Annotated in this window: 18 protein-coding genes and 1 pseudogene; 7 read left to right on the forward strand and 12 right to left on the reverse strand. The window is 72.8% G+C overall.

Annotated features, from left to right (window positions below; translation table 11 throughout):
• Positions 1-140: 140 nt before the first annotated feature.
• Together ACIBNE_RS20060 and ACIBNE_RS20065 are read right to left on the reverse strand one after the other, a co-directional pair.
• On the reverse strand, positions 141-1,439 hold the full coding sequence (locus ACIBNE_RS20060) for a citrate synthase (protein WP_399273318.1): 1,299 nt from the start codon (positions 1,437-1,439) through the stop codon (positions 141-143).
• Between the two features lie 167 nt (positions 1,440-1,606).
• Positions 1,607-3,895 carry an ATP-dependent RecD-like DNA helicase gene (locus ACIBNE_RS20065; protein WP_399273319.1) on the reverse strand — a complete coding sequence of 763 codons (2,289 nt, stop codon included), beginning with the start codon at positions 3,893-3,895 and terminating at the stop codon, positions 1,607-1,609.
• Positions 3,896-4,230: 335 nt separating this feature from the next.
• Between ACIBNE_RS20065 and ACIBNE_RS20070 the strand changes: the two genes are divergently transcribed.
• Positions 4,231-4,743, forward strand: a complete 513-nt coding sequence (locus ACIBNE_RS20070) for a DUF937 domain-containing protein (RefSeq protein WP_399273321.1) — start codon at positions 4,231-4,233, stop codon at positions 4,741-4,743.
• 134 nt (positions 4,744-4,877) lie between these two features.
• On the opposite strand, the gene ACIBNE_RS20075 is transcribed toward ACIBNE_RS20070, so the two are convergent.
• From ACIBNE_RS20075 to ACIBNE_RS20085, 3 genes are read right to left on the reverse strand one after another with little or no spacing between them, the layout of a single operon-like run.
• Positions 4,878-5,693: a sugar phosphate isomerase/epimerase family protein gene (locus tag ACIBNE_RS20075; protein ID WP_399273322.1), complete on the reverse strand. Its 816-nt coding sequence runs from the start codon at positions 5,691-5,693 to the stop codon at positions 4,878-4,880.
• Positions 5,690-6,832: a dihydrodipicolinate synthase family protein gene (locus ACIBNE_RS20080; protein WP_399273324.1), complete on the reverse strand. Its 1,143-nt coding sequence runs from the start codon at positions 6,830-6,832 to the stop codon at positions 5,690-5,692. The genes ACIBNE_RS20075 and ACIBNE_RS20080 overlap by 4 nt, the downstream gene beginning before the upstream one ends.
• On the reverse strand, positions 6,829-7,980 hold the full coding sequence (locus tag ACIBNE_RS20085) for a Gfo/Idh/MocA family protein (protein WP_399273326.1): 1,152 nt from the start codon (positions 7,978-7,980) through the stop codon (positions 6,829-6,831). Before ACIBNE_RS20085 ends, ACIBNE_RS20080 begins: the two co-directional genes overlap by 4 nt.
• Positions 7,981-8,100: 120 nt before the next feature.
• Between ACIBNE_RS20085 and ACIBNE_RS20090 the strand changes: the two genes are divergently transcribed.
• Positions 8,101-9,240, forward strand: a complete 1,140-nt coding sequence (locus ACIBNE_RS20090) for a LacI family DNA-binding transcriptional regulator (RefSeq protein WP_399273327.1) — start codon at positions 8,101-8,103, stop codon at positions 9,238-9,240.
• 141 nt (positions 9,241-9,381) lie between these two features.
• Here ACIBNE_RS20090 and ACIBNE_RS20095 read toward each other — a convergent pair whose 3' ends face one another.
• Positions 9,382-9,837 (reverse strand): nuclear transport factor 2 family protein, encoded by a 456-nt coding sequence (locus tag ACIBNE_RS20095; RefSeq protein WP_399273329.1) that lies wholly within the window; start codon positions 9,835-9,837, stop codon positions 9,382-9,384.
• Between the two features lie 425 nt (positions 9,838-10,262).
• A complete protein-coding gene (locus ACIBNE_RS20100) occupies positions 10,263-10,808 on the reverse strand; it encodes a MarR family transcriptional regulator (RefSeq protein ID WP_399273331.1) in 546 nt (181 codons plus the stop codon).
• Between the two features lie 107 nt (positions 10,809-10,915).
• Between ACIBNE_RS20100 and ACIBNE_RS20105 the strand changes: the two are divergent.
• Positions 10,916-11,128 (forward strand): annotated as a pseudogene (locus ACIBNE_RS20105) (GNAT family N-acetyltransferase); the annotation flags it as partial.
• Between the two features lie 72 nt (positions 11,129-11,200).
• Positions 11,201-11,995: a sugar phosphate isomerase/epimerase family protein gene (locus ACIBNE_RS20110; protein ID WP_399274233.1), complete on the forward strand. Its 795-nt coding sequence runs from the start codon at positions 11,201-11,203 to the stop codon at positions 11,993-11,995.
• 121 nt (positions 11,996-12,116) lie between these two features.
• On the opposite strand, the gene ACIBNE_RS20115 is transcribed toward ACIBNE_RS20110, so the two are convergent.
• Positions 12,117-13,058 carry an EamA family transporter gene (locus ACIBNE_RS20115; protein WP_399273333.1) on the reverse strand — a complete coding sequence of 314 codons (942 nt, stop codon included), beginning with the start codon at positions 13,056-13,058 and terminating at the stop codon, positions 12,117-12,119.
• 89 nt (positions 13,059-13,147) lie between these two features.
• Between ACIBNE_RS20115 and ACIBNE_RS20120 the strand changes: the two genes are divergently transcribed.
• From ACIBNE_RS20120 to ACIBNE_RS20130, 3 genes are all read left to right on the forward strand, one after another.
• A complete protein-coding gene (locus ACIBNE_RS20120) occupies positions 13,148-14,062 on the forward strand; it encodes a LysR substrate-binding domain-containing protein (RefSeq protein WP_399274234.1) in 915 nt (304 codons plus the stop codon).
• Between the two features lie 599 nt (positions 14,063-14,661).
• On the forward strand, positions 14,662-16,500 hold the full coding sequence (locus tag ACIBNE_RS20125) for a glycoside hydrolase family 3 protein (RefSeq protein ID WP_399273335.1): 1,839 nt from the start codon (positions 14,662-14,664) through the stop codon (positions 16,498-16,500).
• A gap of 134 nt (positions 16,501-16,634) precedes the next feature.
• Positions 16,635-17,228, forward strand: a complete 594-nt coding sequence (locus ACIBNE_RS20130) for a hypothetical protein (protein ID WP_399273337.1) — start codon at positions 16,635-16,637, stop codon at positions 17,226-17,228.
• 39 nt (positions 17,229-17,267) lie between these two features.
• Here ACIBNE_RS20130 and ACIBNE_RS20135 read toward each other — a convergent pair whose 3' ends face one another.
• From ACIBNE_RS20135 to ACIBNE_RS20150, 4 genes are all read right to left on the reverse strand, one after another.
• The gene (locus ACIBNE_RS20135) at positions 17,268-18,725 is read right to left on the reverse strand and encodes an aminopeptidase (RefSeq protein ID WP_399273339.1); all 1,458 of its coding nucleotides are present in this window, start codon (positions 18,723-18,725) and stop codon (positions 17,268-17,270) included.
• A 101-nt stretch (positions 18,726-18,826) separates the two neighbouring features.
• The gene (locus tag ACIBNE_RS20140; RefSeq protein ID WP_399273341.1) at positions 18,827-19,210 is read right to left on the reverse strand and encodes a hypothetical protein; all 384 of its coding nucleotides are present in this window, start codon (positions 19,208-19,210) and stop codon (positions 18,827-18,829) included.
• Positions 19,211-19,343: 133 nt separating this feature from the next.
• Positions 19,344-23,132: an ABC transporter ATP-binding protein gene (locus ACIBNE_RS20145; RefSeq protein WP_399273343.1), complete on the reverse strand. Its 3,789-nt coding sequence runs from the start codon at positions 23,130-23,132 to the stop codon at positions 19,344-19,346.
• Positions 23,133-23,235: 103 nt separating this feature from the next.
• Positions 23,236-24,201 (reverse strand): serine hydrolase, encoded by a 966-nt coding sequence (locus tag ACIBNE_RS20150; RefSeq protein WP_399273345.1) that lies wholly within the window; start codon positions 24,199-24,201, stop codon positions 23,236-23,238.
• Positions 24,202-24,279: the final 78 nt, after the last annotated feature.

Here is a 24,279-nt window from a genome sequence, read left to right on the forward strand (position 1 = left end):
CGGTCCTTTCAGGCGGCGGTCCTTTCAGGGGCGCGGGGAACCGCGCGAGAGTGGGGCACACGCCGCGCGAGAACGAACACGCCCCCCGTCGCGGCGTGCGACGAGAGGCGTGAGGTGAGGACCGCGGCCCCGTGAGGAACCTAGCGGCCCTCGACCGGAACGAAGTCGCGCAGGACCTCGCCCGTGTAGATCTGCCGCGGGCGGCCGATGCGGGAACCCGGCTCCTTGATCATCTCGTGCCACTGGGCGATCCAGCCCGGCAGCCGGCCCAGCGCGAAGAGGACCGTGAACATCTCGGTCGGGAAGCCCATCGCGCGGTAGATCAGACCCGTGTAGAAGTCCACGTTCGGGTACAGGTTCCGCGAGACGAAGTACTCGTCGGAGAGCGCGTGCTCCTCCAGCTTGAGCGCGATGTCCAGCAGCTCGTCGGACTTGCCGAGCGCGGACAGCACGTCGTGCGCCGCCGCCTTGATGATCTTGGCGCGCGGGTCGAAGGACTTGTACACCCGGTGGCCGAAGCCCATCAGGCGGACGCCGTCCTCCTTGTTCTTCACCTTGCGGATGAAGGAGTCGACGTCGCCGCCGTTGGCCTGGATGCCCTCCAGCATCTCCAGGACGGACTGGTTGGCGCCGCCGTGCAGCGGGCCCCAGAGCGCCGAGATGCCGGCCGAGATCGACGCGAACATGTTGGCCTGCGACGAGCCCACGAGGCGGACCGTCGAGGTCGAACAGTTCTGCTCGTGGTCGGCGTGCAGGATGAGGAGCTTGTCGAGCGCCGAGACGACGACCGGGTCCAGCTCGTACTCCTGCGCGGGGACCGAGAAGGTCATGCGCAGGAAGTTCTCCACGTACCCGAGGTCGTTGCGCGGGTACACGAACGGGTGACCGATTGACTTCTTGTAGGCGTACGCCGCGATCGTCGGGAGCTTGGCGAGCAGCCGGATCGTCGAGAGGTGCCGCTGCTGCTCGTCGAAGGGGTTGTGGCTGTCCTGGTAGAACGTGGACAGCGCGGAGACCACCGAGGACAGCATGGCCATCGGGTGGGCGTCGCGCGGGAAGCCGTCGAAGAAGCGCTTGACGTCCTCGTGCAGCAGCGTGTGCTGGGTGATCTCGTTCCGGAAGGTCGAGAGCTCGTCGACCTTGGGCAGTTCACCGTTGATCAGCAGGTACGCCACCTCAAGGAAGGTGGAGCGCTCCGCGAGCTGCTCGATGGGGTAGCCGCGGTAGCGCAGGATGCCCTGCTCGCCGTCGAGGTAGGTGATGGCGGATTTATAGGCGGCGGTGTTGCCGTATCCGCTGTCGAGGGTCACCAGCCCGGTCTGTGCGCGGAGCTTCCCGATGTCGAAGCCCTTGTCGCCGACGGTGCTGTCGATCACCGGGTAGGTGTACTCGCCATCGCCGAACCGCAGTACTACAGCGTTGTTCGCGTTCTCGCTCACGTCATCCCTCACCGACGTAGTGCCTCTTCTTCGAGGTGCCCTGACTGTCTCTACCATCCCCCATTTGGCTCAGCAGAGTGCACTCGGGGTCGGCCATTAGGCCCATTCGCGGCACTGAGTGCCGCGAACCTGAACATCCTGCCCCCTTCGCCCCGGTTCCGAAAGTCCTAGGTGACGTTTCCCACTGGACCTGACCCGGACAGCCGGTAGTCCAGTGCGGTAAAGCGCCTGCCCGCGGACACCGTGCGCACCGCCTGGCCTATGGCCCTGCGCGACCCGACCAGCACGACCAGCTTCTTGGCCCGGGTCACCGCGGTGTAGAGCAGGTTCCGCTGGAGCATCATCCACGCCCCGGTGGTGACGGGGATCACCACCGCCGGGTACTCGCTGCCCTGCGAACGGTGGATCGTCACGGCGTACGCGTGGGACAGCTCGTCCAGCTCGTCGAAGTCGTACCCGACCTCCTCGTCCTCGTCGGTCAGCACCGTGAGGCGCTGGTCCTCCAGGCTGAGCGAGGTGACGACGCCGACCGTGCCGTTGAAGACGCCGTTGGCGCCCTTCTCGTAGTTGTTGCGGATCTGCGTGACCTTGTCGCCCACCCGGAACACCCGTCCGCCGAACCGCTTTTCGGGCACGTCGGGCCTGGCCGGGGTGATCGCCTGCTGGAGCAGGCCGTTGAGGGTCCCGGCACCCGCGGGCCCCCGGTGCATCGGGGCCAGCACCTGGACGTCCCTGCGCGGGTCGAGGCCGAACTTGGCGGGAATGCGCCGCGCCGCGACGTCCACGGTCAGCCGCCCGGCATCCTCCGTCTCGTCCTCCACGAAGTGGAAGAAGTCCGAGAGGCCCCGGGTGAGCGGCGGAACGCCCGAATTGATCCGGTGGGCGTTGGTCACCACGCCCGACTGCTGGGCCTGCCGGAAGATCCTGGTGAGGCGTACGGCGGGCACCGGACCGCCCGGCGCGAGCAGGTCGCGCAGCACCTCGCCCGCGCCCACGCTCGGCAGCTGGTCCACATCACCCACGAGGAGGAGATGGGCACCGGGTGCCACCGCCTTGACGAGCTTGTTGGCGAGCAGCAGGTCGAGCATCGACGCCTCGTCGACCACGACCAGGTCGGCGTCGAGCGGCCGGTCCCTGTCGTACGCCGCGTCTCCGCCGGGCTTCAGTTCGAGCAGCCGGTGCACCGTGGACGCCTCGGCCCCGGTCAGCTCGGCCAGCCGCTTGGCCGCCCGGCCCGTGGGCGCCGCGAGGACGACCTTGGCCTGCTTGGCGCGGGCCAGCTCCACGACGGAGCGGACCGTGAAGGACTTGCCGCAGCCGGGGCCGCCGGTCAGCACCGCGACCTTCTCGGTGAGCGCGAGGCGCACCGCCTGCTCCTGCTCGGGCGCGAGGTCGGCGCCCGTGCGCCCCGTCAGCCAGCCGAGCGCCTTGGGCCAGTCCACGTCCGCGAACCACGGCATGCGGTCCTCTTCGGCCCGCAGCAGCCGTCTGACCTGTCCGGCGAGCGAGAGCTCCGCGCGGTGGAAGGGCACCAGGTAGATGCCGGTGATCGGCTCGCCGCCGTCCGGTCCCGGGACCCGCTCGCGCACCACCCCTTCCTCTTCCTGCGCCAGCTCGGCGAGGCAGTCGATGACGAGGCCCGTGTCGACCTGGAGGAGCTTCACCGAATCGCTGATCAGCCGCTCCTCGGGGAGGAAGCAGTGCCCCTGGTCGGCGGACTGCGACAGGGCGTACTGGAGGCCCGCCTTGACCCGGTCCGGGCTGTCGTGCGGAATGCCGACGGCCTGGGCGATCCGGTCGGCGGTGAGGAAGCCGATGCCCCAGACGTCGGCGGCCAGGCGGTACGGCTGGTCCCTCACGACGGAGATCGAGTCGTCCCCGTACTTCTTGTAGATCCGCACCGCGATGGAGGTGGAGACCCCGACCGTCTGGAGGAAGACCATGACCTCCTTGATCGCCTTCTGCTCCTCCCATGCCTCGGCGATCTTCTTGGTCCGCTTGGGGCCGAGGCCCGGGACCTCGATCAGGCGCCCCGGCTCCTCCTCGATGATCTGGAGGGTGTCCAGGCCGAAGTGCTGCGTGATGCGGTCGGCGAAGACCGGGCCGATGCCCTTGACCAGGCCGGATCCGAGGTATCTGCGGATGCCTTGGATCGTGGCGGGCAGGAGGGTCGTGTAGTTCTCGACCGTGAACTGTCTGCCGTACTGCGGGTGCGAGCCCCAGCGGCCCTCCATGCGCAGCGACTCGCCCGGCTGGGCGCCGAGGAGGGAGCCGACGACGGTGAGCAGGTCGCCCGAGCCGCGGCCGGTGTCGACGCGGGCCACGGTGTAGCCCGTCTCCTCGTTGGCGTAGGTGATCCGCTCCAGGACGCCTTCGAGTACGGCTTTCGTCGGGGGCTGGGGAGTGTGTGCTGCTTGCGGTGGCACGGTCGACTGCGCCTGCTTCTGCTGGGGCATGCGGACGACGCTACCGCTCGGGTCGGACAGCGCGGCGGGCCTGTGGACAACTGCGGGACTGTGGACAACTCCAGGGCACGACCGGGCCGCCACCGCTCGAACGGCCACAACACGGCCACAACCAACAGGGGCCCGGTCCGCAGACCGGGCCCCACGCGCTCCCCCCTCCAGCGTCACGGCCCCCGATATCCCCCCGGATCCCCTCCCCGAAGGCCCTGACACCAAGTAGGACCCACGTCACCCCCAGAGGGTTGTACGGATGCGGGCAGTTATTTTTCCGGAGTTCCCGGGTCCTCAAAATGCCGACATAACGGGACGGAAGTAGCTTCTAAAGCATGAGCGATCAGCCGAACGACCAGTCATTCGAGCAGGACGTCCTCGACGAGCTCGGCGACGAGAAGCTCCAGGAGATCGCCGGACTGCTGGGTACGGACACGGCGGGCGCGCAGGCGATGGTCGGCACGACCGTCTCGGCACTCCAGGGCGGGGACGTCCAGGAGGTGGCGGAGGCGGCGGACGCGGCGGAGGGCGCGGCTGGGGCGGCGGACGCGGCGCCCTCCGGGGGCGGGCTGCAAGGAGTGGCCGCGCTCGGCGGACTCGGAGGGCTGCTCGGGGGCGGGATGGCCGCGGGCGTGTTCAGCAAGGTCTCGAAGCCGGTCGCGGCGGCGGTCGCCAAGAAGACGGGCCTGCCGGCGCCGACGGTCGCCAAGGCGTTGGACGTACTGCTGCCGGTACTGCTCGCGGTCTTCACGAAACGAGCGGCGGCGGGCAAGGGAAGCGGAAGCGGGAAGGGCGGGGGGCTCGGCGGGCTGCTGGGCGGGCTGTTGGGCGGCGGGGGCCCGAAGTAGGGGCGCCGGGGCCCGTGCGGGACGGCCCCGTTCGGCACGGACCGCGAGACCGCGTCGATGTGCGGCTCCACCGCGCGCGCCAACGATCGGGCACGCGCGCAACGTGCCCGCCCACCCCCGGCGGGCCCGCCCCCCTACCCCAGCACCTCCCCGTACCGGGCGATCACCTCTCCCAGGACCTCCGCACCGTCCCTCGCCCACAGCCCTTCGTTGAAGATCTCGACCTCGATCCAGCGCCCCGCGTACCCCGCCGCGTCCGACGCCGCCACGAGGCCCTTGAAGTCGACGCAGCCGTCGCCCAGTTGGCCGCGGCCGAGGAGGACCCCCGCCGGGAGCGGGGTGATCCAGTCCGCGAGCTGGAGCGCGTGGATGCGCGCGCCCGCCCCCGCGCGGGCGATCTCCGCGGCGGCCCGCTCGTCCCACCACACGTGGTACGTGTCGACCACCACCCCCACCTCCTCCGCGGGGAACCGCTCCGCGATGTCCAGCGCCTGGCCCAGCGTGGACACCACGCACCGGTCGGAGGCGAACATCGGGTGCAGCGGCTCGACCGCGAGCCGCACGCCGCACGCGCGCGCGTGGGGCGCGAGTTCCCCCAGCGCCTCCGCCACCCGCTCCCGCGCACCCGCCAGGTCCCGGCTGCCCTCGGGCAGTCCGCCCGAGACCAGGACCAGCGTGTCCGTGCCGAGCGCCGCCGCCTCATCGACCGCCGCGCGGTTGTCGGACAGCCAGCCGTCGGCCGTGAAGAAGCCGCCCCGGCACAGGCTGGTGACGGTGAGGCCGGCGTCCCGCACCAGGCGGGCCGTGCGCTCCACGCCGTACTCCTGGACCGGGCCGCGCCACAGGCCGACCCCGCCGACGCCCGCCCGCGCGCAGCCCTCGACCAGCTCGGGCAGCGACCACTGCTTGATCGTCTCCTGGTTGAGGCTCAACCGGGCGAGCGCGCTCACTGCGCCACCCCGTGCACCGTCAGCAGCGCCCTCATCCGGTGTTCCGCGAGCCCGGGATCGGGGAACAGGCCCAGCCCGTCCGCCAGTTCGTACGCCCGCGCGAGGTGCGGCAGCGAGCGCGCCGACTGGAGCCCGCCCACCATCGTGAAGTGCTCCTGGTGCCCGGCGAGCCACGCCAGCAGCACCACTCCGGTCTTGTAGTAGCGGGTCGGGGAAGCGAAGAGGTGGCGGGACAACTCGACGGTGGGGTCGAGGAGTTCACGGAATCCCGCCGCGTCCCCCTCGTCCAGCTTCCGCACCGCGCGCGCCGCCAGCGGGCCCAGCGGGTCGAAGACGCCGAGCAGGGCGTGGCTGAAGCCCTGCGCGTCGCCCGCGATCAGCTCTGGGTAGTGGAAGTCGTCACCGGTGTAGCAGCGCACGCCCTTCGGCAGGCGCCGCCGCAGCGCGACCTCGCGGTCCGCGTCCAGGAGCGAGACCTTGATGCCGTCGACCTTGTCGGGGTGCGCGGCGATGACGTCGAGGAAGACCTCGGTGGCCTCGTCCAGGTCGGACGAGCCCCAGTACCCTTCGAGCGCGGGGTCGAACATCGGGCCGAGCCAGTGCAGCACGACCGGTTCGGCCGCCTGGCGCAGGAGCCCGCCGTACGTCTCGCGGTAGTCGTCGGGCGTCTTCGCCGCGCCCGCCAGCGCCCTGGACGCCATCAGGATCGCCTGCGCGCCGACCGACTCGACGAGGGCGAGCTGCTCCTCGTACGCCTCACGGATCGTCAGGAGGTCAACGGGGCCCGCCAGTTGGTCCGTGCCGACGCCGCACGCGATACTGCCGCCCACCGCCTTCGCCTCGGCGGCCGAGCGGCGGATCAGCTCGGCGGCGCCCGCCCAGTCCAGGCCCATGCCGCGCTGCGCGGTGTCCATCGCCTCGGCCACGCCCAGGCCGTGCGACCACAGGTGGCGGCGGAAGGCGAGCGTGGCGTCCCAGTCGACGGCCGCGGGGGCGTCGGGCGTGACGTCGGCGTGCGGGTCGGCGACGACGTGCGCCGCCGCGAAGACCGTACGGGAGGCCAGTGCGGGCCCGCCCGGCGGCAGCGCCAGGGGTTCGGCGCGCGGGGTGTGCGCGCGGCCGTCGGGGAGGCGGATCACAGCGAGACCTCCGGCACGTCGAGGCGGCGGCCCTCGGCCGACGACCTCAGCCCCAGCTCGGCGAGTTGGACGCCGCGCGCGCCCGCGAGGAGGTCCCAGGCGTACGGCGCGTCGGCGTAGACGTGCGCGAGGAACAGCTCCCACTGCGCCTTGAAGCCGTTGTCGTACTCGCCGTTGTCCGGGATCTCCTGCCACTGCTCGCGGAAGCGCTCGGTCGCCGGGAGGTCCGGGTTCCAGACCGGCTTGGGCGTCGCGGAGCGGTGCTGCACGCGGCAGTTGCGCAGGCCCGCGACGGCCGAGCCGTGCGTGCCGTCGACCTGGAACTCGACGAGCTCGTCGCGGTTGACGCGCACCGCCCAGGAGGAGTTGATCTGGGCGACCGCGCCGCCCTCCAGCTGGAAGACGCCGTACGCCGCGTCGTCGGCGGTCGCCGTGTAGGGCTTGCCCCGCTCGTCCCAGCGGCGCGGGACGTGCGTGGTGGCGAGCGCCTGGACGCTGGTCACCCGGCCGAACAGCTCGTGGAGCACGTACTCCCAGTGCGGGAACATGTCGACGACGATGCCGCCGCCGTCCTCGGCGCGGTAGTTCCAGCTCGGGCGCTGGGCCTCCTGCCAGTCGCCCTCGAAGACCCAGTAGCCGAACTCGCCCCGTACGGACAGGATCTCACCGAAGAAGCCGCCGTCGATCAGCCGCTTCAGCTTGCGCAGTCCCGGCAGGAAGATCTTGTCCTGGACGACGCCGTGCTTGATGCCCGCGTCGCGGGCGAGCCCGGCCAGCTCCAGGGCCTCGGCCAGGCCGGTGGCGGTGGGCTTCTCGGTGTAGACGTGCTTGCCCGCCGCTATCGCCTTCTTCAGCGCCGCCACGCGGGCCGAGGTGACCTGCGCGTCGAAGTAGATCTCGACGGTCGGGTCCGCGAGCACCGCGTCGAGGTCGGTGGACCACTCGGTGAGGCCGTGCCGCTCGGCCAGCTCCCGCAGCGCGTGCTCGCGGCGGCCCACCAGCACCGGCTCGGGCCACAGCGACTCGCCGTCGCCCAGGTCGAGTCCGCCCTGCTCGCGGATGGCGAGGAGCGAACGCACCAGGTGCTGCCGGTACCCCATGCGCCCGGTCACGCCGTTCATGGCGATCCGCACTGTCCTGCGTGTCACGAAGTTCCCTCCATGGTGCCCGATATGGCCGTAGCAAGCGCTTTCTATCGCAGATGACGCTAGCCTGCGGGCAGCCCCCCGTACAAGGGCCGGGCCCGATCTCCCCTCACGGAGGAAGCGATGACAGTCACCCTGGCGGACGTGGCGGCCCGCGCCCGGGTGTCCCCGGCCACCGTCTCGCGCGTCCTGAACGGCAACTACCCGGTCGCCGCGGCCACTCGGGAACGGGTGCTCAAGGCCGTCGACGAGCTGGACTACGTGCTGAACGGCCCCGCGAGTTCGCTCGCCGCCGCGACCTCCGACCTCGTCGGCATCCTGGTCAACGACATCGCCGACCCGTTCTTCGGGATCATGGCGAGCGCGGCACAGTCGCAGATAGGGGGCACCGGAGGGCGCGCGGGCGGCGAGAAGCTGGCGGTCGTCTGCAACACCGGCGGCTCGCCCGAGCGGGAACTGACCTACCTCACGCTGCTCCAGCGCCAGCGCGCCGCGGCCGTCGTCCTCACCGGCGGCGCGCTGGAGGACGAGGAGCACAGCGCGGCGATGGCGACGAAGCTCGCGCGGCTCGCGGAGGCGGGGACGCGGGTGGTGCTGTGCGGGCGGCCGATGCCGGCGGCGTGGGCGGGCGGCGGGGGCGGCGGCCCTGCCGGGGGCGGCGCCTCCGGGGGTGGTCCCGGCTTCGGGGGTGGCCCCGGTCCTGGCGAGGGGCCCGTGTCCGCGGCCCTCACCTTCGACAACTTCGGCGGCGGGCGGCGGCTCACCGAACACCTGCTCAGCCTCGGCCACCGGAAGATCGGTTACGTCGCCGGGCCGGCCGACCGCACCACCACCCGCCACCGCCTGGAGGGCCACCGCGCGGCGCTCGCCGCGGCGGGGGTGCTCGACGAGCAGGATCCGCTGACCGTGCACGGGCCGTACACCCGCGGCTCCGGGTACGAGGCGACGGGCGAACTCCTGCGCCGCACGCCCGACCTGACGGCCGTCGTGGCGGCGAACGACACCGTCGCGCTGGGCGCGTGCGCGGCGCTGCGCGATGCGGGGCTGCGGATTCCCGAGGACATCTCGGTGGCCGGGTTCGACGATCTGCCGTTCGCGGTGGACGCGGTGCCCGCGCTGACGACGGTACGGCTGCCGCTGCACGAGGCGGGGGCGCGGGCGGGGCGCCTCGCGACGGGCAAGGAGGCGGCGCCGCCCGGGGGGATCGCGACGATCGGGGCGGAGTTGATGGTGCGGGGGTCCACCGCACCGCCGCCTCGGTAGGGGCGGGGCCCTCTGGCCCCGGGGCGGGGGGCGGCCCCTCTGGCCCCCGGGGCGGGCATCGCCCGTGCATGTCCCCGCTGCCTCGGGGGTGCCGTTGATGGACCGCATACGGTGAAGTGGCTGTGACCAGTGCCGTCGACCTCAGTCCGTCGGTGTCGGTGTCGGCACGGCGCAGGCGTCGGCGATAGCCCGCGTGTCCCAGTAGAACGGACGCACCTCGGTGATCCGCCCGTCCTTGACCGTGATCGCTTGCAGAATGGGGAAGCTGATCGCACGGCCGGTCGCGCGAGCGCGAGCACGGACCTGTGTGAGCACGACCGCAGTCTCGCCGGTGGCCAGGAACTCCTGCTCCACCATCTCGAACGACTCCCACACCTCTCCCATCATGAGGAAGAACTGCGTCATGCCGCTGTGCCCACGCCAAGTGCCCCCGTAGGGCAGGGCATCTGCTTGGTGCAGCTCGACATCCGGCGCGAAGAAGGGGGCGAGGAGGTCGAACGAAGCCTCGCCAGGGCCTCCCGCCGCCAGGTACTCCGCCTCAGCGGCATACATGCCGCTGAGAACTGTTGCCGACTCCGTGGTGAATGACATCGTCATGCCGCCAGCATGGGGACCACAGCGGGACCTCGCTGGCGGCAATCAGACACCGTTGTCCGCACGGCCGACACTTCCGCAACAGGCCCTGGCGGGGCGCACACGCGGCGGGGCCGCACATCCGACACACCCCCCACAGGCGGGCCCGCCCCTCCGCGTCGGCGGCACTCGCCCCCGGCGGGGTTTCGGGAAGGGGTGGGGTGGGGGATGTGCCCAGGCCCCGGCACGGGGCCGTCGCCCTCCCACGAGGGCCGTGTCCTCCGGTCCGGCCCCCGTTCCCCCGGGGTGGGGGTCGTAGGGATGCTCCCCGCAGGGGCACGAGGCTGTACCGATGTGCGGCTCCGCCGCGTGGGCGCAAAAAGCGGCACCCCGAGGCAACGGGGTCATCGACAGGTGACGCCCACCCCCTGTGCGCAGAAGACGCCCACCTACCGCCCCGCCACATTCGCGATCATCCGTCGCAACACCCTGAGCGCCGCCACGTACTCCTCCTCCCCCACCCCCTCGTGCACCACCGCTCGCACCTCCGCCGCCAGCCCCCGCAGCCTCACCCTCGCCGCCTCGCCCTCCTCCGTCAGGTGCAGAGCCCCCTCTCCACCCGACCCCGACCCCGGTCCTGACCCCGACCCCGACCCCGGTCCCTCCGCCCGGAGCCAGCCCCTGTGCAGGAGTTGGTCGATCACTCGCGCCGTCTCCCGCGCGTCCGTCAGGGACGCCAGCCGCGCCCCCACCTCCGCACGCCCCGGCGCACCCGCACCCGCGCCCGCTCCCGCCCCGCCGTTCACGGCGTTGAGCACCCAGTACTGCGGCTGCGTCACATCGACCTTGGCCATCTCGTCGCGCAGACAGCGGGTCACCGCCTCGTGCGCCAGCCCGCTCCAGTACCCGATCGGCTGGCTCGACAGCATCTCGTCGGTGGCCCCGGGGTCCGCGGGGGCCTGGTCGACGAGCTTCTTCCGGTTCGCGTCGTTCATGATCGCGACACTATCTGAGTACACCGTACGCAACTCATCCACCCCCGCCCCGTGCGGCCCCACCCCCGGCGACCTCGGCTGGATCGTGCAGCGCCACGGCGGACTCGGGCGACCGGCTCGTGCGCGCGGTCGTGGAGTTCGCGCGCGGCGCGGGCCACCGCGAGCTGGCGCTGCGGACGAACGACGTCCTGGACGCCGCCCGCAGGATCTACCAGCGGCACGGCTTCGCGCTGGTCGCCGAGAAACCGCACCGCTCGTACGGCGCCGATCTCGTCGGGGAGGACTGGCGCCTCGACCCGACCGGCGCGGCGGACGAATAGAACGGGCGGACCCGGTTAGGTCTGAACAGGTCCGCACAGCAGCGAATGAGCGATTCGGTAGGGGTGCACACAGTGAAGTACGCGTTCTCGACCCTCGGCGTCCCCGGCCTGCCCGTCCCCGACGTGGTCCGCCTCGCCGTCGAGCACGGCTACGACGGCGTCGAACTGCGCGCCCACCCCGAGGAGCCCGTCCACCCGGGCCTCGGGATTCCCGAACGCACCGCCGTGGCGGAGGAGTTCGCGCGCGGCGGCATCGCGGTCCTGGGGCTCGCGGGGTACGTGCGGATCGCGGCGGACGGCGAGGACGCGCCGGTCCTGGCCGAGTTGGACGCCCTGCTGCGGCTCGCCCGGGACCTCGGCGCGCCGTACGTCCGGGTCTTTCCCGGCGGCGGCGACCAGGACCGGGACGCCGCCGACGCCACGGCGGCCCGCAGGCTGGCCGCCGCCGCACCGGTCGCGGCGGACCTGGGCGTACGGATCCTGCTGGAGACCCACGACTCGCACCGCACGGGCGCGGCGGCGGCCCGCGTCCTGGGCCCCGTGGGCCACGGCTCGGTGGGCGCGCTCTGGGACGTGCTGCACACCTGGCTGGGCGGCGACGACCCCGAGTCCGCGCACGCCGTGCTCGCCCCGCACCTGGGATACGTACAGGTGAAGGACGTGGCGTCGGCCGACGACCTCACCCCGCTCCCGCTCGGTGCGGGCGCGCTGCCGCTCGCGCGGTGCCTGGCGCCGCTGGACGGGGAGGCGTGGGTCTGCTGGGAGTACGAGAAGCGCTGGTACCCGCAGGCGGCGGACCTCCCGCCGCTGCTCTCGGCGGGCCGGGCGTTCCTGGCGGAGGCGGAGGTGGCTGCGAAGGGCGCCTGAGCACCGCCGGGCGGGCGGCTCGAACAGTCGACCGGTTGGCAGTGAGCGCTTTCTGTAAAGCGCCGCGCGGGAGGGTGCGCGCCGAGGCGCGGGCGGGCGCCGCCGCGCGGGCGCGCGTGCCTCAGCGCGCGCCCGCCCGCCCGAGATCGCGGGCCTCCCGCCCGGCGGCGCTCTCCGTCTCCCGCTCCACGGTGCTCCCCGCGTCCCTCCCCCGGCGGCCCATCGACGTCACCGCGACCCCGCCCACCAGCAGCGCCGCCGCGCACCAGCGCAAGGGGCTCACCGACTCGTCCAGGAACAGGGCCGCCGACGACATCCCGAAGACCGGCACCAGCAGGGTGAACGGCGCCACCGACGAAGCCGGGTGGCGGCTCAGCAGGAAGCCCCAGGCACCGAAGCCGAGCACCGTGCTGACCCAGGCGACGAACAGCAGCGCGCCCACCCCCGTCCAGTCCAGCGACGCCAGCGCCGCCCGGTCGCGGTCCCAGCCCTCGAAGAGCAGCGAGAGCGCGAACAGCGGCAGTACGGGCACGGTCGACGCCCAGACCATGAAGTTCAGCGCGTCGGGCGGGGCGGCCTTGCGGGTCAGCACGTTGGACACGCCCCACGCGGCGGCCGCCGCGATCACCAGGACGAAGCCGAGCAGCGGGCCGCCCGCGCCCTCGTCGACCGCCGCGACGCCGATCCCGGCGAAGGCGACGGCCATGCCCAACAGCCTCGTCCTGCCCGGACGTTCACCGAGCACCGCCATCGCGATCAGGGCGGTGAACACGGCCTGGATCTGGAGGACGAGCGAGGAGAGGCCCGCGCCCATCCCCTGGTCCATCCCGATGAACAGCAGTCCGAACTTCGCCACGCCCAGCGCGATCCCCACCCCCACCAGCCACTTCCACGCGACCGTCGGCCTGCCCACCAGGAAGACGGCGGGCAGCGCGGCGGCGAGGAAGCGCAGGGCCGAGAAGAGCAGCGGCGGGAAGTGGTCCAGGCCGACCTCGATGACGACGAAGTTGACGCCCCAGAGGGCGGCGACGAGAGCCGCGAGGGCGGCGTGGAGTGGGCGCATGGGACGAGGATCACCGGACGGGAGCGTGTAGCACCAGCGCGGATTCCTGCATGATTGGATTTAGCGTTGCTACTGAATGGGAGATGTCCGTGCTCGATCTGGGGCGCCTGCGGGCCCTGCACGCGGTCTCCGTCCACGGCTCGGTCGCCGCGGCGGCCGCCGCGCTCGGCTACACGCCGTCCGCCGTCTCGCAGCAGATCACCAAGCTGGAGCGGGAGACGCGCACGACGCTGCTGGAGCGGCGCGGGCGGGGCGTCGCGCTCACCGAGGACGCGCGCCACCTCGCCGCTACGGCACGGGAGTTGCTGGCGATCGTCGAGAACGCGGAGACGACGCTGGAACAGCGCAGGGGGCGGCCGGCGGGGCTGCTGTCGATCGGGGCGTTCGCCTCCGCCGCGCGGGGGCTGCTGCCCGGGGCGCTGGCGGAGCTGGCGCGGGAGCATCCCGAGGTGGACGCGCGGCTCACCGAGGTCGATCCGCACCTGTCGGTCGACCTCGTCGCCAAGGGCGTGCTCGACCTGGCGGTCGCCCACGACTGGGACATCGCGCCGCTGCCCGCGCCCGAGGGGGTGGAGCAGGCGGTGATCGGTGAGGACCGGTGCGATCTACTGGTGCCCGAAGGGCATCGCCTCGCGGGCGCCCGCGACGTGCGGCGCGCGGAGCTGGCGACGGAGCGGTGGATCTGCCAGCCGCCCGGCACGGTGTGCCACGACTGGCTGATGCGGACGCTGCGGGAGGCGGGGTACGAGCCGGACATCCGGCACCTCGCGGAGGAGAACCACACCCAACTCGCGCTCGTCGCCGCGGGGTTGGGGATCGCGATGATTCCGCGCCTCGGGCGGGGCGCGCTGCCGCCCGGGGTGGTGGAGGTGCGGCTCGATCCGGTGCCGGTGCGGAGGCTGTACGCGGTGTGGCGGGTGGGGGCGGCGCGGCGGCCCGCGATCGTGGAGGCGGTACGGGTGCTCCAGACGCGGTACGCGGGGCGGGACGCGGGGCGCCCTTGAGGGCGCGGCCTTGCGGGGCGGGGCGCCGGCCCGCCGCGCGGGGGCATTGCCCCGGGGCGCGGGGGCATTGCCCCGGGGCGCGGGGTTTTCGCCTGCGGCGGGCAAGTCCCCCACCCGCCCCTTCCCGAAACCCTGCCGGGGGCTGGGCCCGCTTCGCGGGGTGGGTGGGTTCGCGGGTGACGAGCCGCTCGGGGTGGGTGGGGCATGCGCGACGTGTGCCCCACTCTCGCGCAGTTCCCCGCGCCCCTTCGGGGCACTCCTCGGGCTCGCGCCCATGCGGCGGAGCCGCACATCCGCCCCCGCGTGGAACCGGGAACCGGACGCCGCCCCGGGCCGTCCAACCCCCGTGCTGCCGGAGAGTCACCGCAGCGCGGTGCTTGTCGGCCCTCGCTGCTGGCTGCGACCGCTGACTCCCCTCTCCAACCGCCTGCGGCCAGCAGCACACCGCCACCGGCGCGCCCCCTCCACATGCGCCGGTGGCGGTGCAAACCCTTGACCGGGCAATAACTTTCCGGATAGCCATGACTGCTTGGAAGTTTCCTTCACCCCCAACTCCCCGGTTGGGTCTTCCTCGTTGAGCAGGGCCGGAAGGAGTTCCCGTGCATCACCACCGCACCTCCACTTCCACCTCCACCTCCACCTCCAGACGAACCGTCCTCACCGTCGGCGCCGCCGCCGTGGTGGCCGCCACCGTCGCCACCGCCACCCCCGCGAGCGCCGCGAGCGGCGCCGGTGACCGCCGACTCAAGCGCCTGATCTCCCGCATGTCCCTCGAAGAGAAGGTCGGGCAGCTCTTCGTCATGCGGGTCTACGGCCACTCGGCCACCGCCCCCGACCAGGCCGACGTCGACGCCAACCTCAAGGAGATCGGCGTCCGCACCGCCGCCGAGCTGATCGCCAAGTACCACGTCGGCGGCATCATCTACTTCGCCTGGGCGCACAACACCCGCGACCCGCACCAGATCGCCGACCTCTCCAACGGCATCCAGCGGGCGGGCCTCGCCCGGTCCACCCCGCTCCCCCTCCTCATATCCACCGACCAGGAGCACGGCATCGTCTGCCGCGTCGGCGAGCCCGCCACGCTGATGCCCGGCGCGATGGCGCTCGGCGCGGGCGGCTCGCGCTCCGACGCCCGCAGCGCCGCGCGCATCGCGGGCGCCGAGCTGGCCGCGCTCGGCATCCGGCAGAACTACGCCCCCGTCGCCGACGTGAACGTCAACCCGGCCAACCCCGTGATCGGCGTCCGCTCCTTCGGGGCCGACCCGCAGGCCGTGGCCGGACTGGTCGCCGCGCAGGTCAAGGGGTACCAGAGCAGCGGCATCGCCGCGACGTCCAAGCACTTCCCCGGGCACGGCGACACCGAGGACGACAGCCACAACAAACTGCCGTACATCAGGCACACCCTGGAGCAGTGGCACGCCCTCGACGCCCCGCCCTTCAGGGCGGCCGTCGCCGCGGGCATCGACTCGATCATGACCGCGCACATCGTCGTCCCCGCGCTGGACGCCGCCGAGGACCCGGCGACGCTCTCGCGCCCCATCCTCACCGGCATCCTCCGCGAGGAGCTGGGCTACGACGGCGTCGTCGTCACGGACTCGCTCGGCATGGAGGGCGTGCGCACCAAGTACGGCGACGACCGCGTCCCGGTCCTGGCCCTCAAGGCGGGCGTGGACCAGCTCCTCAACCCGCCGAAGCTGGACGTGGCGTGGAACGCCGTGCTGAAGGCGGTCAGGGACGGCGAACTGACCGAGGCCCGGCTCGACGAATCGATCCTGCGGATCTTCCGCCTCAAGGCGAAGCTCGGCCTCTTCCGGGACCCGTACGTCACCCACCGCGGCGTCGACCGCACGGTCGGCACCCGCTCCCACCTGGCCGCCGCCGACCGCATCGCCGAGGGGACCACCACGCTCCTCACCAACCCCGACCGCTTCCTGCCGCTCTCGCGCCGCACGCACCGCGGCGTGCTGGTGGTCGGCGCCGACCCGGCGTCCCCCTCGGGCACCACGGGACCGCCGACCGCCACCCTGGCCTCCGCCTTCACCGAACTGGGCTACACCGCCACGGCGTTGTCCACCGGCACCGCGCCGACCCGCGCGAAGATCGACGAGGCGGTGGCCGCGGCGCGCGGCAAGGACGTGGTGGTCGTGGGCACGTACAACGTCTCGGCCGCGAGCAGTCAGCGCACGCTCGTGCGGGAGTTGGCCGCCACCGGCGTCCCGGTCGTCGCCGTCGCGATCCGCAATCCGTACGACATCGCCCAACTCGCGGACGTCAAGGCGTCGTTGGCGACGTACTCCTGGACCGACGTCGAACTGCGCGCCGCCGTCCGGGTGATCGCGGGGCGCGCGCGTCCCGAGGGGCGGCTGCCCGTGCCCGTGCAGCGCGCGGACGACCCGACGCGGGTGCTGTACCCGGTGGGACACGGCCTCTCGTACTAGCCGTCGGCGCGAGGGCGTACGGACGGCTACGCCCGCGCACCCGTACGCCACCCCCAAAGGGCGCAAAGCCCCCTGTCCGTCTGGCGCGGCCCCGGATCGCGGGCCACGCTGGACGGACGGCTCCGGGGGGTCGCATGCGCAGAGGACGTGCCGCGGGAGTGCTGGTCGCCGTACTGCTCACGACCGCCCTCGCCGACGCCTGCCGGCGGGAGCCCGCGAGCGGTTCGGACGCCCTGGGGTCCGGCGCCCGGCCCACCGCACCCGGCTACGGGGTGCGGTTCCTGGGGCTCGGGGACTGCAGTTCGCGCGGGCCGGACGTGGGCGAGGTGCCGTGCACCAGCGAGCGGGCGGTGGCGCGGGTGATCGCCCGCCACCAGGGCCGCCCGCCGCCGTCGGGGCCCGTCTGCCCGGACCGCACCGACTTCGTGCTGCACATCTCGCAGACGGGTGCGGCGACCGGCAGGAGCTACGCCTGCATGCGCAACCTGGAGCCGCCGCACCCGGGCGACCCCGGGCGGGGCGGCGGCCCGCACACCGTCGTCGGGGACTGCGTCGCCCACGCGGGCGCGGGCCAGGTGCGGGAGACCGCCTGCGACGGCTCGGGCGAGCGGCGCCCGCAGTTCCGGGTGGAGTCGGCGGTGCGCCGCCGCGCGCAGTGCCCGCCGACCACGGACCTGTACGTGGAGCTGGGCGGCGTCCGCCCGGTCGGGTGCGCCCACCGGGTGTGAACCACCCGGTGGGCGCGGCCCGTTCGGTCGGTCAGCGGCTCAGAAGCGGATGCGCTTCTCGCGCTCGACCTCGCGCCTGTCCAGGCGCTTGTCGAACCGCGCCAGCGGCTCGGCCTGCTGCACGGCGGCCGGGGAGAGCCCCGCCCACGCCAGGATCCTGGCCGTGGCCTTCGCCTTCTCGGCCGGGACGAGGCCCGCGACGTCGGCGCCGTGGTTGGCACCGGGCGCCGTCATGACGTAGCTGTCCCTGGCGCCCTTGCCGAGGCGGAACGGCTCGGCGCCCCACGGGTCGTTCTCGCCGTAGACGAAGAGCATCCGGTCGGCGCGGTGGCGGACCCAGGAGTCGACCGAGGGCATGACCCACGGCTTGAACTTCATCGGGATCGAGCGGGGCACGAAGTTGCGCGGCGGCTGGTAGCCGTACCGGCTCAGGTCCTTGAGGTGCGGCTGCTTGATGTCGGGCGAGCCCAGCTCGGTGCCCGCCTGGTAGTAGTACGCCGTGTAGCCCGCGAGGCTCTGGTCGGTGTAGGCGGACCAGCCGATGACGCGGTCGACGTAGGCGTACACCTGGTCGTCGGTCGCGGTGGCCGCCACCGGCACCCGGGCGCAGGCGGTGGCGGCGTCCTGGTACTGCCAGAAGCCCCAGGCCAGGTCCATGACGACGGCCTCGTACGACTTGTCGAGCGTGCCGACGGTGTCGAAGGTGTAGCCGCTGTCGGCGGCCCAGGCGGCGAACTTCTTCTGCAGCGGCGCCCGGCGGACCAGGGCCTCGCGCTGGATCGCGTTGACCTTGTCGCGGCACTCCTTGGGGCCGACGTTCGCCAGGAAGCGGTCGTAGGCGGAGTCCTCGCGGTCGACGACGTCGTTGGGCGCGACGTAGGCGACGATGCCGTTCATGTCGTTCGGGTAGTGGCGCTCGTAGTACGTGGCGGTCATGCCGCCCTTGGAGGCGCCGGTCGCGAGCCACTTCTTGGGGTAGATGCCCTTGAGCGCGCGGTAGATGCGGTGCTGGTCGGTGGCCGCCTGCCAGATGTCAAGCTTCGACCAGTCGGCCGGCTCGGGGCGGGAGGGGGTGAAGAAGCGGTACTCGATGGAGACCTGGTTGCCGTCGACGATCTGCGTCGGCTCCTCGCGCCACGGCGAGTCGTAGAGGTCGTAGCCGGAGCTGAAGAAGACCGTGGGACGGCTGGAGTCCTTGTGCAGCACGCTGATGCGCTGCTGGAAGGTGCCCTTGCCCGGGTGCCGGTGGTCGATCGGCTGGGTGTAGTTCAGGACGAAGAAGCGGTAGCCGTCGTACGGCTTCTCCTCGATGAGGCTCATGCCGGGTACGGCCAGGAGCCTGTCCTTGATGTCCGTACCTGCCGTACGGCCCTTGTTCGCCTCGCTGTTGCTGCCGGTCCTGCTCTCCGGCTCCGCGGCGGTGGCCGCGGCTCCCGACACGCTCACTGTGCCTATGAGCACGACGAGCGAGAGCAGCCATCTGAGCGCCTTGCGCATGCACCCTCCCCTTGGTTCACGGTGGACGCCGCGAACCTAACGGGATCGACACGTCCACCGCCAGACCCACGTGCGGGCAAGAAGCGCTCGGGCCCCGGCCCTCAGCAGAGGATCCACCCCGTGGTGCGGCCCTGGCCCGCCACGCTCCCCGTCGCGCGCACGCACCGGTTGAGCGCGTACACGGTCACGGGACCGGCCTGCTGGGTGTAGCGCCCCACGTCCTTGGCGGGCCGTCCGCCGCGCCCCTGGAGCGTCACGGCCATCGCGCGGCGCGCGCCGGGCGCCTTGGCGACGGTCACCGCGCAGGCGTGGCTGCGGGTCTTGTAGACGCGCAGCTCGCCCGTGGCGAACCTCGCGGTCTTCACCAGCCGCCCGCCGCACCCGGAAGCGGCCTCGGCCCGGGGCGCGCCCGGTCCGAGCAGCACGGCCGCCGCGGTGAGTGCCGCCAGGGCGACGGTGAGGACGAGGCCCCTCCTGATCCCCACGTGACCGAACACCCGATCCCCTCCCGGAAGCTTCTGTCGCGAACGTGTGTAGTACGTGTATACGTGCGTACGACGCACTGGGGGCCACCGGGGTTGCGTTCCGCCCCGCACCCGCCGCCCCGCACCCGCCGTCTCACACCCGCTCGGCCGCGTCCTCGTCGGCGCCCGCCCCGATGAAGGTCCGCCACAGCGCCGCGTACCGTCCGTCGAGCGCCAGCAACTCCTCGTGCGTGCCCTCCTCGGCGATCCGGCCGCGGTCCATGACGACCATCCGGTCCGCACGGGCCGCGGTCGTCAGCCGGTGCGCCACCACCAGGGTCGTGCGGCGCCCGGTGAGCCGGTCGGTCGCCTGGTTGACCTGCGCCTCGGTGGCCAGGTCCAGGGCGGCGGTCGCCTCGTCGAGCAGCAGCACGTCGGGGTCGACCAGCTCGGCGCGGGCCAGCGCGATCAGCTGGCGCTGCCCCGCGGAGAGGTTGCGGCCGCGCTCGGCGACCTCGTGGAGGTAGCCGCCGTCGAGCGTGGCGATCATCTCGTGCGCGCCGACGGCCCGCGCCGCGGCCTCGACCTGGGCGTCGGTGGCGTCCTGGCGGCCGTAGGCGATCGCGTCGCGGACGGTGCCCGCGAAGAGGTACGCCTCCTGCGGGACGACGCCCAGGCGGTGCCGGTACGCGGTGAGGTCCAGCGCCCTGAGGTCCGTGCCGTCGACGGTGACCCGCCCCGACGTCGGGTCGTAGAACCGGGCGACCAGCTTGACCAGCGTGGACTTGCCCGCGCCCGTCTCGCCGACGAAGGCCACGGTCTGCCCGGCGGGGATGCTCAGCGAGACCCCGCTCAGCGCCTCCTCCTTCGCGTCGCCCGCCCCGTACGCGAAGGTGACGTCCTCGAAGGCGATGTCCCCGCGCAGCGACAGCACGTCCAGCGGCTCGTCGGCCTCGGCCGTGGTGGTCGGCTCGCGCAGCAGGTCCTGGATGCGGCGCAGCGAGACCGTGGCCTGCTGGTAGCCGTCGAAGACCTGGGAGAGCTGCTGCACGGGGGCGAAGAACAGGTCGATGTAGAGGAGGTACGCCACCAGCGCGCCGGTCGTCAGGGTGCCCGCCTCCACCCGGCCCGCGCCGACGATCAGCACGGCGGCGGCCGCGACGGACGACAGGAGCTGGACGAACGGGAAGTACACCGAGATCAGCCACTGGCCGCGCACCCGCGCCTCGCGGTAGTGCGCGCTGTTCGCGGCGAACCGCTCGGCGCCCGCGCGCTCGCGCCGGAACGCCTGGACGATCCGCAGGCCGGAGACGGACTCCTGGAGGTCGGCGTTGACGGCCGAGATGCGGTCGCGCGCCAGCTCGTACGCCTTGACGCTCGACCTGCGGAAGAAGTACGTGCCGACGGCGAGCAGCGGCAGCGTCGCGAAGACCACCAGCGCCAGCTGGAGGTCGATGACCAGCAGCGCCACCATGATCCCGAAGAAGGTGACGACGGAGACGAACGCGGTGACCAGGCCGGTCTGGAGGAACGTGGAGAGCGCGTCCACGTCCGTGGTCATCCGGGTCATGATCCTGCCGGTCAGCTCGCGCTCGTAGTAGTCGAGGCCGAGCCGCTGGAGCTGCGCGAAGATCTTGAGTCGCAGCGTGTACAGGACCCGCTCGCCGGTGCGGCCCGTCACGCGGGTCTCGCCGGTCTGCGCGGCCCACTGCACGAGGACGGTCAGCAGCGCGAGCCCGGACGCCGCCCAGACCGCGCCGAGCGCGAGCCGGGTGACTCCCTCGTCGATGCCGTGCCTGATGAGGACCGGCAGCAGCAGCCCGGCGCCCGCGTCGACGGCGACCAGCGCCAGGCTGGCCAGCAGCGGCAGCCCGAAGCCGCGCAGCAGCGCCCGCAGCCCGTAGTCGTGCTCGGGGCGCACGGCGCGGGCCTCGTCGACGCCCGGGGTGTCCGTGGCGGGCGGCAGCGCCTCGACCTGGGCGAGCAGCTCGGGGGTCGCGCCGGGCGCCGCGGTGCCCCCGGCCGGGTGGGCCGCGGTCTCCTCGCGGACCCACAGGCGGGGCGTGAGGCCGCGCTCGGCGTCGAACTCCGCGTCCAGCTCGTCCCGTACGGAGTGGTCGTCGGCGGGCGCGGCGACGGGCGTCGCGCGGCCCGGGGACACGCCGCCCAGCTCGCCCGGGTCGGTGAGCAGCCGCCGGTAGAGGGCGGAGCGCTCCTCAAGCTCCTCGTGGGTGCCGATGTCGGACAGGCGCCCGCCGTCGAGGACGGCGATGCGGTCGGCGAGGCCGAGGGTGGAGCGGCGGTGCGCGATCAGGAGGGTCGTGCGGCCCGCCATGACCTGACCGAGCGCCTCGTGGATCTCGTGCTCGACGCGGGCGTCCACGGCGGAGGTGGCGTCGTCGAGGAGGAGCAGCCTGGGGTCGGCGAGGATGGCGCGGGCGAGCGCGATGCGCTGGCGCTGGCCGCCGGAGAGGGTCAGGCCGTGCTCGCCGACGGTCGTGTCGTAGCCGTCGGGCAGCTCGGCGATGAAGCGGTCGGCCTGTGCGGCGCGGGCCGCCTCGCGTATCTGCTCGTCGGTGGCGCCGGGGACGGCGTACGCGATGTTGGCGCGGATCGTGTCGGAGAACAGGAAGCTGTCCTCGGGGACCATGCCGATCGCGGCGCGCAGCGAGTCGAGCGTCAGCTCGCGCACGTCCCGCCCGCCGACGAGGACCGCGCCGCGCGTGACGTCGTAGAAGCGCGGCAGCAGCAGCGAGACGGTGGACTTGCCGCTGCCCGAGGCGCCGACGACGGCGACGGTCTCGCCGGGCTCGATGGTGAGCGAGAAGCCGTCGAGGACCGGGCGGCCGTCCGCGTACGCGAAGGAGACGTCGTCGAACTCGACGGTCGCGGGCGCGTCGGCGGGCAGCTCCTTGGTGCCGTCCGCGAGGGACGGCTCGGTGTCGATCAGCTCCATGACGCGCTCGACGCCCGCGCGGGCCTGCTGGCCGACGGTGAGGACGATGGCGAGCATCCGGACGGGGCCGACGAGCTGCGCGAGGTACGTGGAGAAGGCGACGAACGTGCCCAGCGTGATCTCGCCCTTGGTGGCCAGCCAGCCGCCGAGCGCCAGCATCGCGACCTGGCCGAGCGCGGGCACGGTCTGGAGGGCGGGGGTGTAGCGGGAGTTCAGCCTGATGGTGCGCAGCCGCCCGGCGAAGAGCCTGCGCCCCGCGTCGCGCAGCTTGCCGGTCTCCTGCTCCTCCTGCCCGAAGCCCTTGACGACGCGGACGCCGGACACGGACCCGTCCACGACGCCCGCGACGTCGGCGGCCTGCGCCTGGGCGTACCAGGTGGCGGGGTGCAGCCGGGCGCGGCTGCGCTTGGCGATGAACCAGAGGGCGGGGGCGACGGCGAGGGCGACGAGGGTCAGCGGCAGCGAGAGCCACGCCATGACGGCCAGCGAGATGACGAAGAGCAGGAAGTTCCCGATGGTCATCGGGAGCATGAAGAGCAGGCTCTGGATCAGCTGGAGGTCGCTGGTGGCGCGGCCGACGACCTGCCCCGTCGACAGCTCGTCCTGGCGGCGCCCGTCCAGTTTGGTGATCGTCCCGTACATGTCGGTACGGAGGTCGTGCTGGACGTCGAGCGCGAGGCGGCCGCCGTAGTAGCGGCGCACGTAGGTGAGGACGTAGACGACGACGGCCGCGGCCACGAGGAGGCCGGTCCAGACGGCGAGCGAGCGGGTGCCGTCCCCGATGACGTCGTCGATGACGACCTTGGTGATGAGGGGGACGACGGCCATGACGGCCATGCCCGCGAGGGAGGAGCCGAGGGCGAGGACCACGTTGAGGCGGTAGCGCCAGGCGTAGCCGGAGAGGCGGCGGGCCCAGCCCCGCGGTGCCGCCTGGGCCGGCGGCCCCTGGTCCGCCGTCGCCCCCTGTTGAGCCCCCGTCGCCGCCACTGGTGCCTCCCGATCGTCTTGCTCTGCCGGAAGGCACCAACGCGACAGGCTGCGGATTTCATCCCGCCGCAACAATTCCCGGTGCGGCCCGCCCCTCGGCGGGCTACGGAACGGGGTGGGTCTCCGGCACCGGCACGGTCGCCTCCTGCGGGGCGGCGGGCGGGACGAAGGCGGGGGCGCTGAGGCGGGCGGCGCCGGCCGGATTGAGGTCCTTGTGGACCGCCTTGGCCACGGCCTGGATGGTGTTCACGCCGTCGGTCATGGTGCGGTTGCCGTGCGTGAGGACCGTGATCGTGTAGTCGCGGCCGCCGCCGTTGAAGGCGCCGATGCTGTGGACGCGCCAGCCGTTGGTGGCGCGCTGGAGCCAGCCGTTCTTGACGTGGATCCTGGTGCCGGACGGGGCGCCCGCGGGGGTGCCCCAGCGCTGGGCGGCCACGACGGTGTTCATCAGCTTGAGGGCGTAGGCCCGGCTGGCGTCGGTGAGGACCGTGTTCTTGACGGTCAGGTGCCACAGCAGCTTCTGCTGGTCGCGGGCGTTGATCTGGGTGAGGCCCCAGTAGCCGCCGGAGCCCGGGACGGTCGCGGTCATGCCCGCGGCCCGCAGGAAACCGTTGACCTTGGTGACGCCGAGCTGGCGCCACAGGGTGCTGGTGGCGGTGTTGTCGGACTTGGTGATCATGTCCTTGGTGAGCTTCTGCTCGGTCGCCGTCAGGGCGCGGCGGGTCTTCTGCGCGTCCCACAGGAGCGTGCCGAGCACGGTCGACTTCACGACGCTCGCGGAGTCGAACTTGCTGTCGGGGCGCAGGGTGCAGCTGGTCTTGGTGACCCGGTCGTTCACCACGATCGCCACGGTCCCGGCGCGGCCGCGCAGCGCGGCGGCGATGTCGGTCTTGAGCTTGGCCGCGAGGCCGGTCTTCTGCGAGGTGCAGACGAGGGACTGCGTGGCGGCGGCCGCGGGCGCGGCGGTGACGCCGGTGCCGACGCCGAGGCCGACGGGAGCGAGCACGCCGACGGCTATGGCAGCCGCGAGCGCACCGCGCGCACGGCGCGGGCGACTGGGGTGCGTCATGGAGGCTTCCTTCTGTTTCTGCGGTCAGGGGCGCGCCCCCCGGCGCACCCGCCTCACATGACTCCCGAACATCCGAAA

The sequence above is a fragment of the Streptomyces sp. NPDC050504 genome (assembly GCF_044458065.1).
GTDB lineage: Bacteria > Actinomycetota > Actinomycetes > Streptomycetales > Streptomycetaceae > Streptomyces.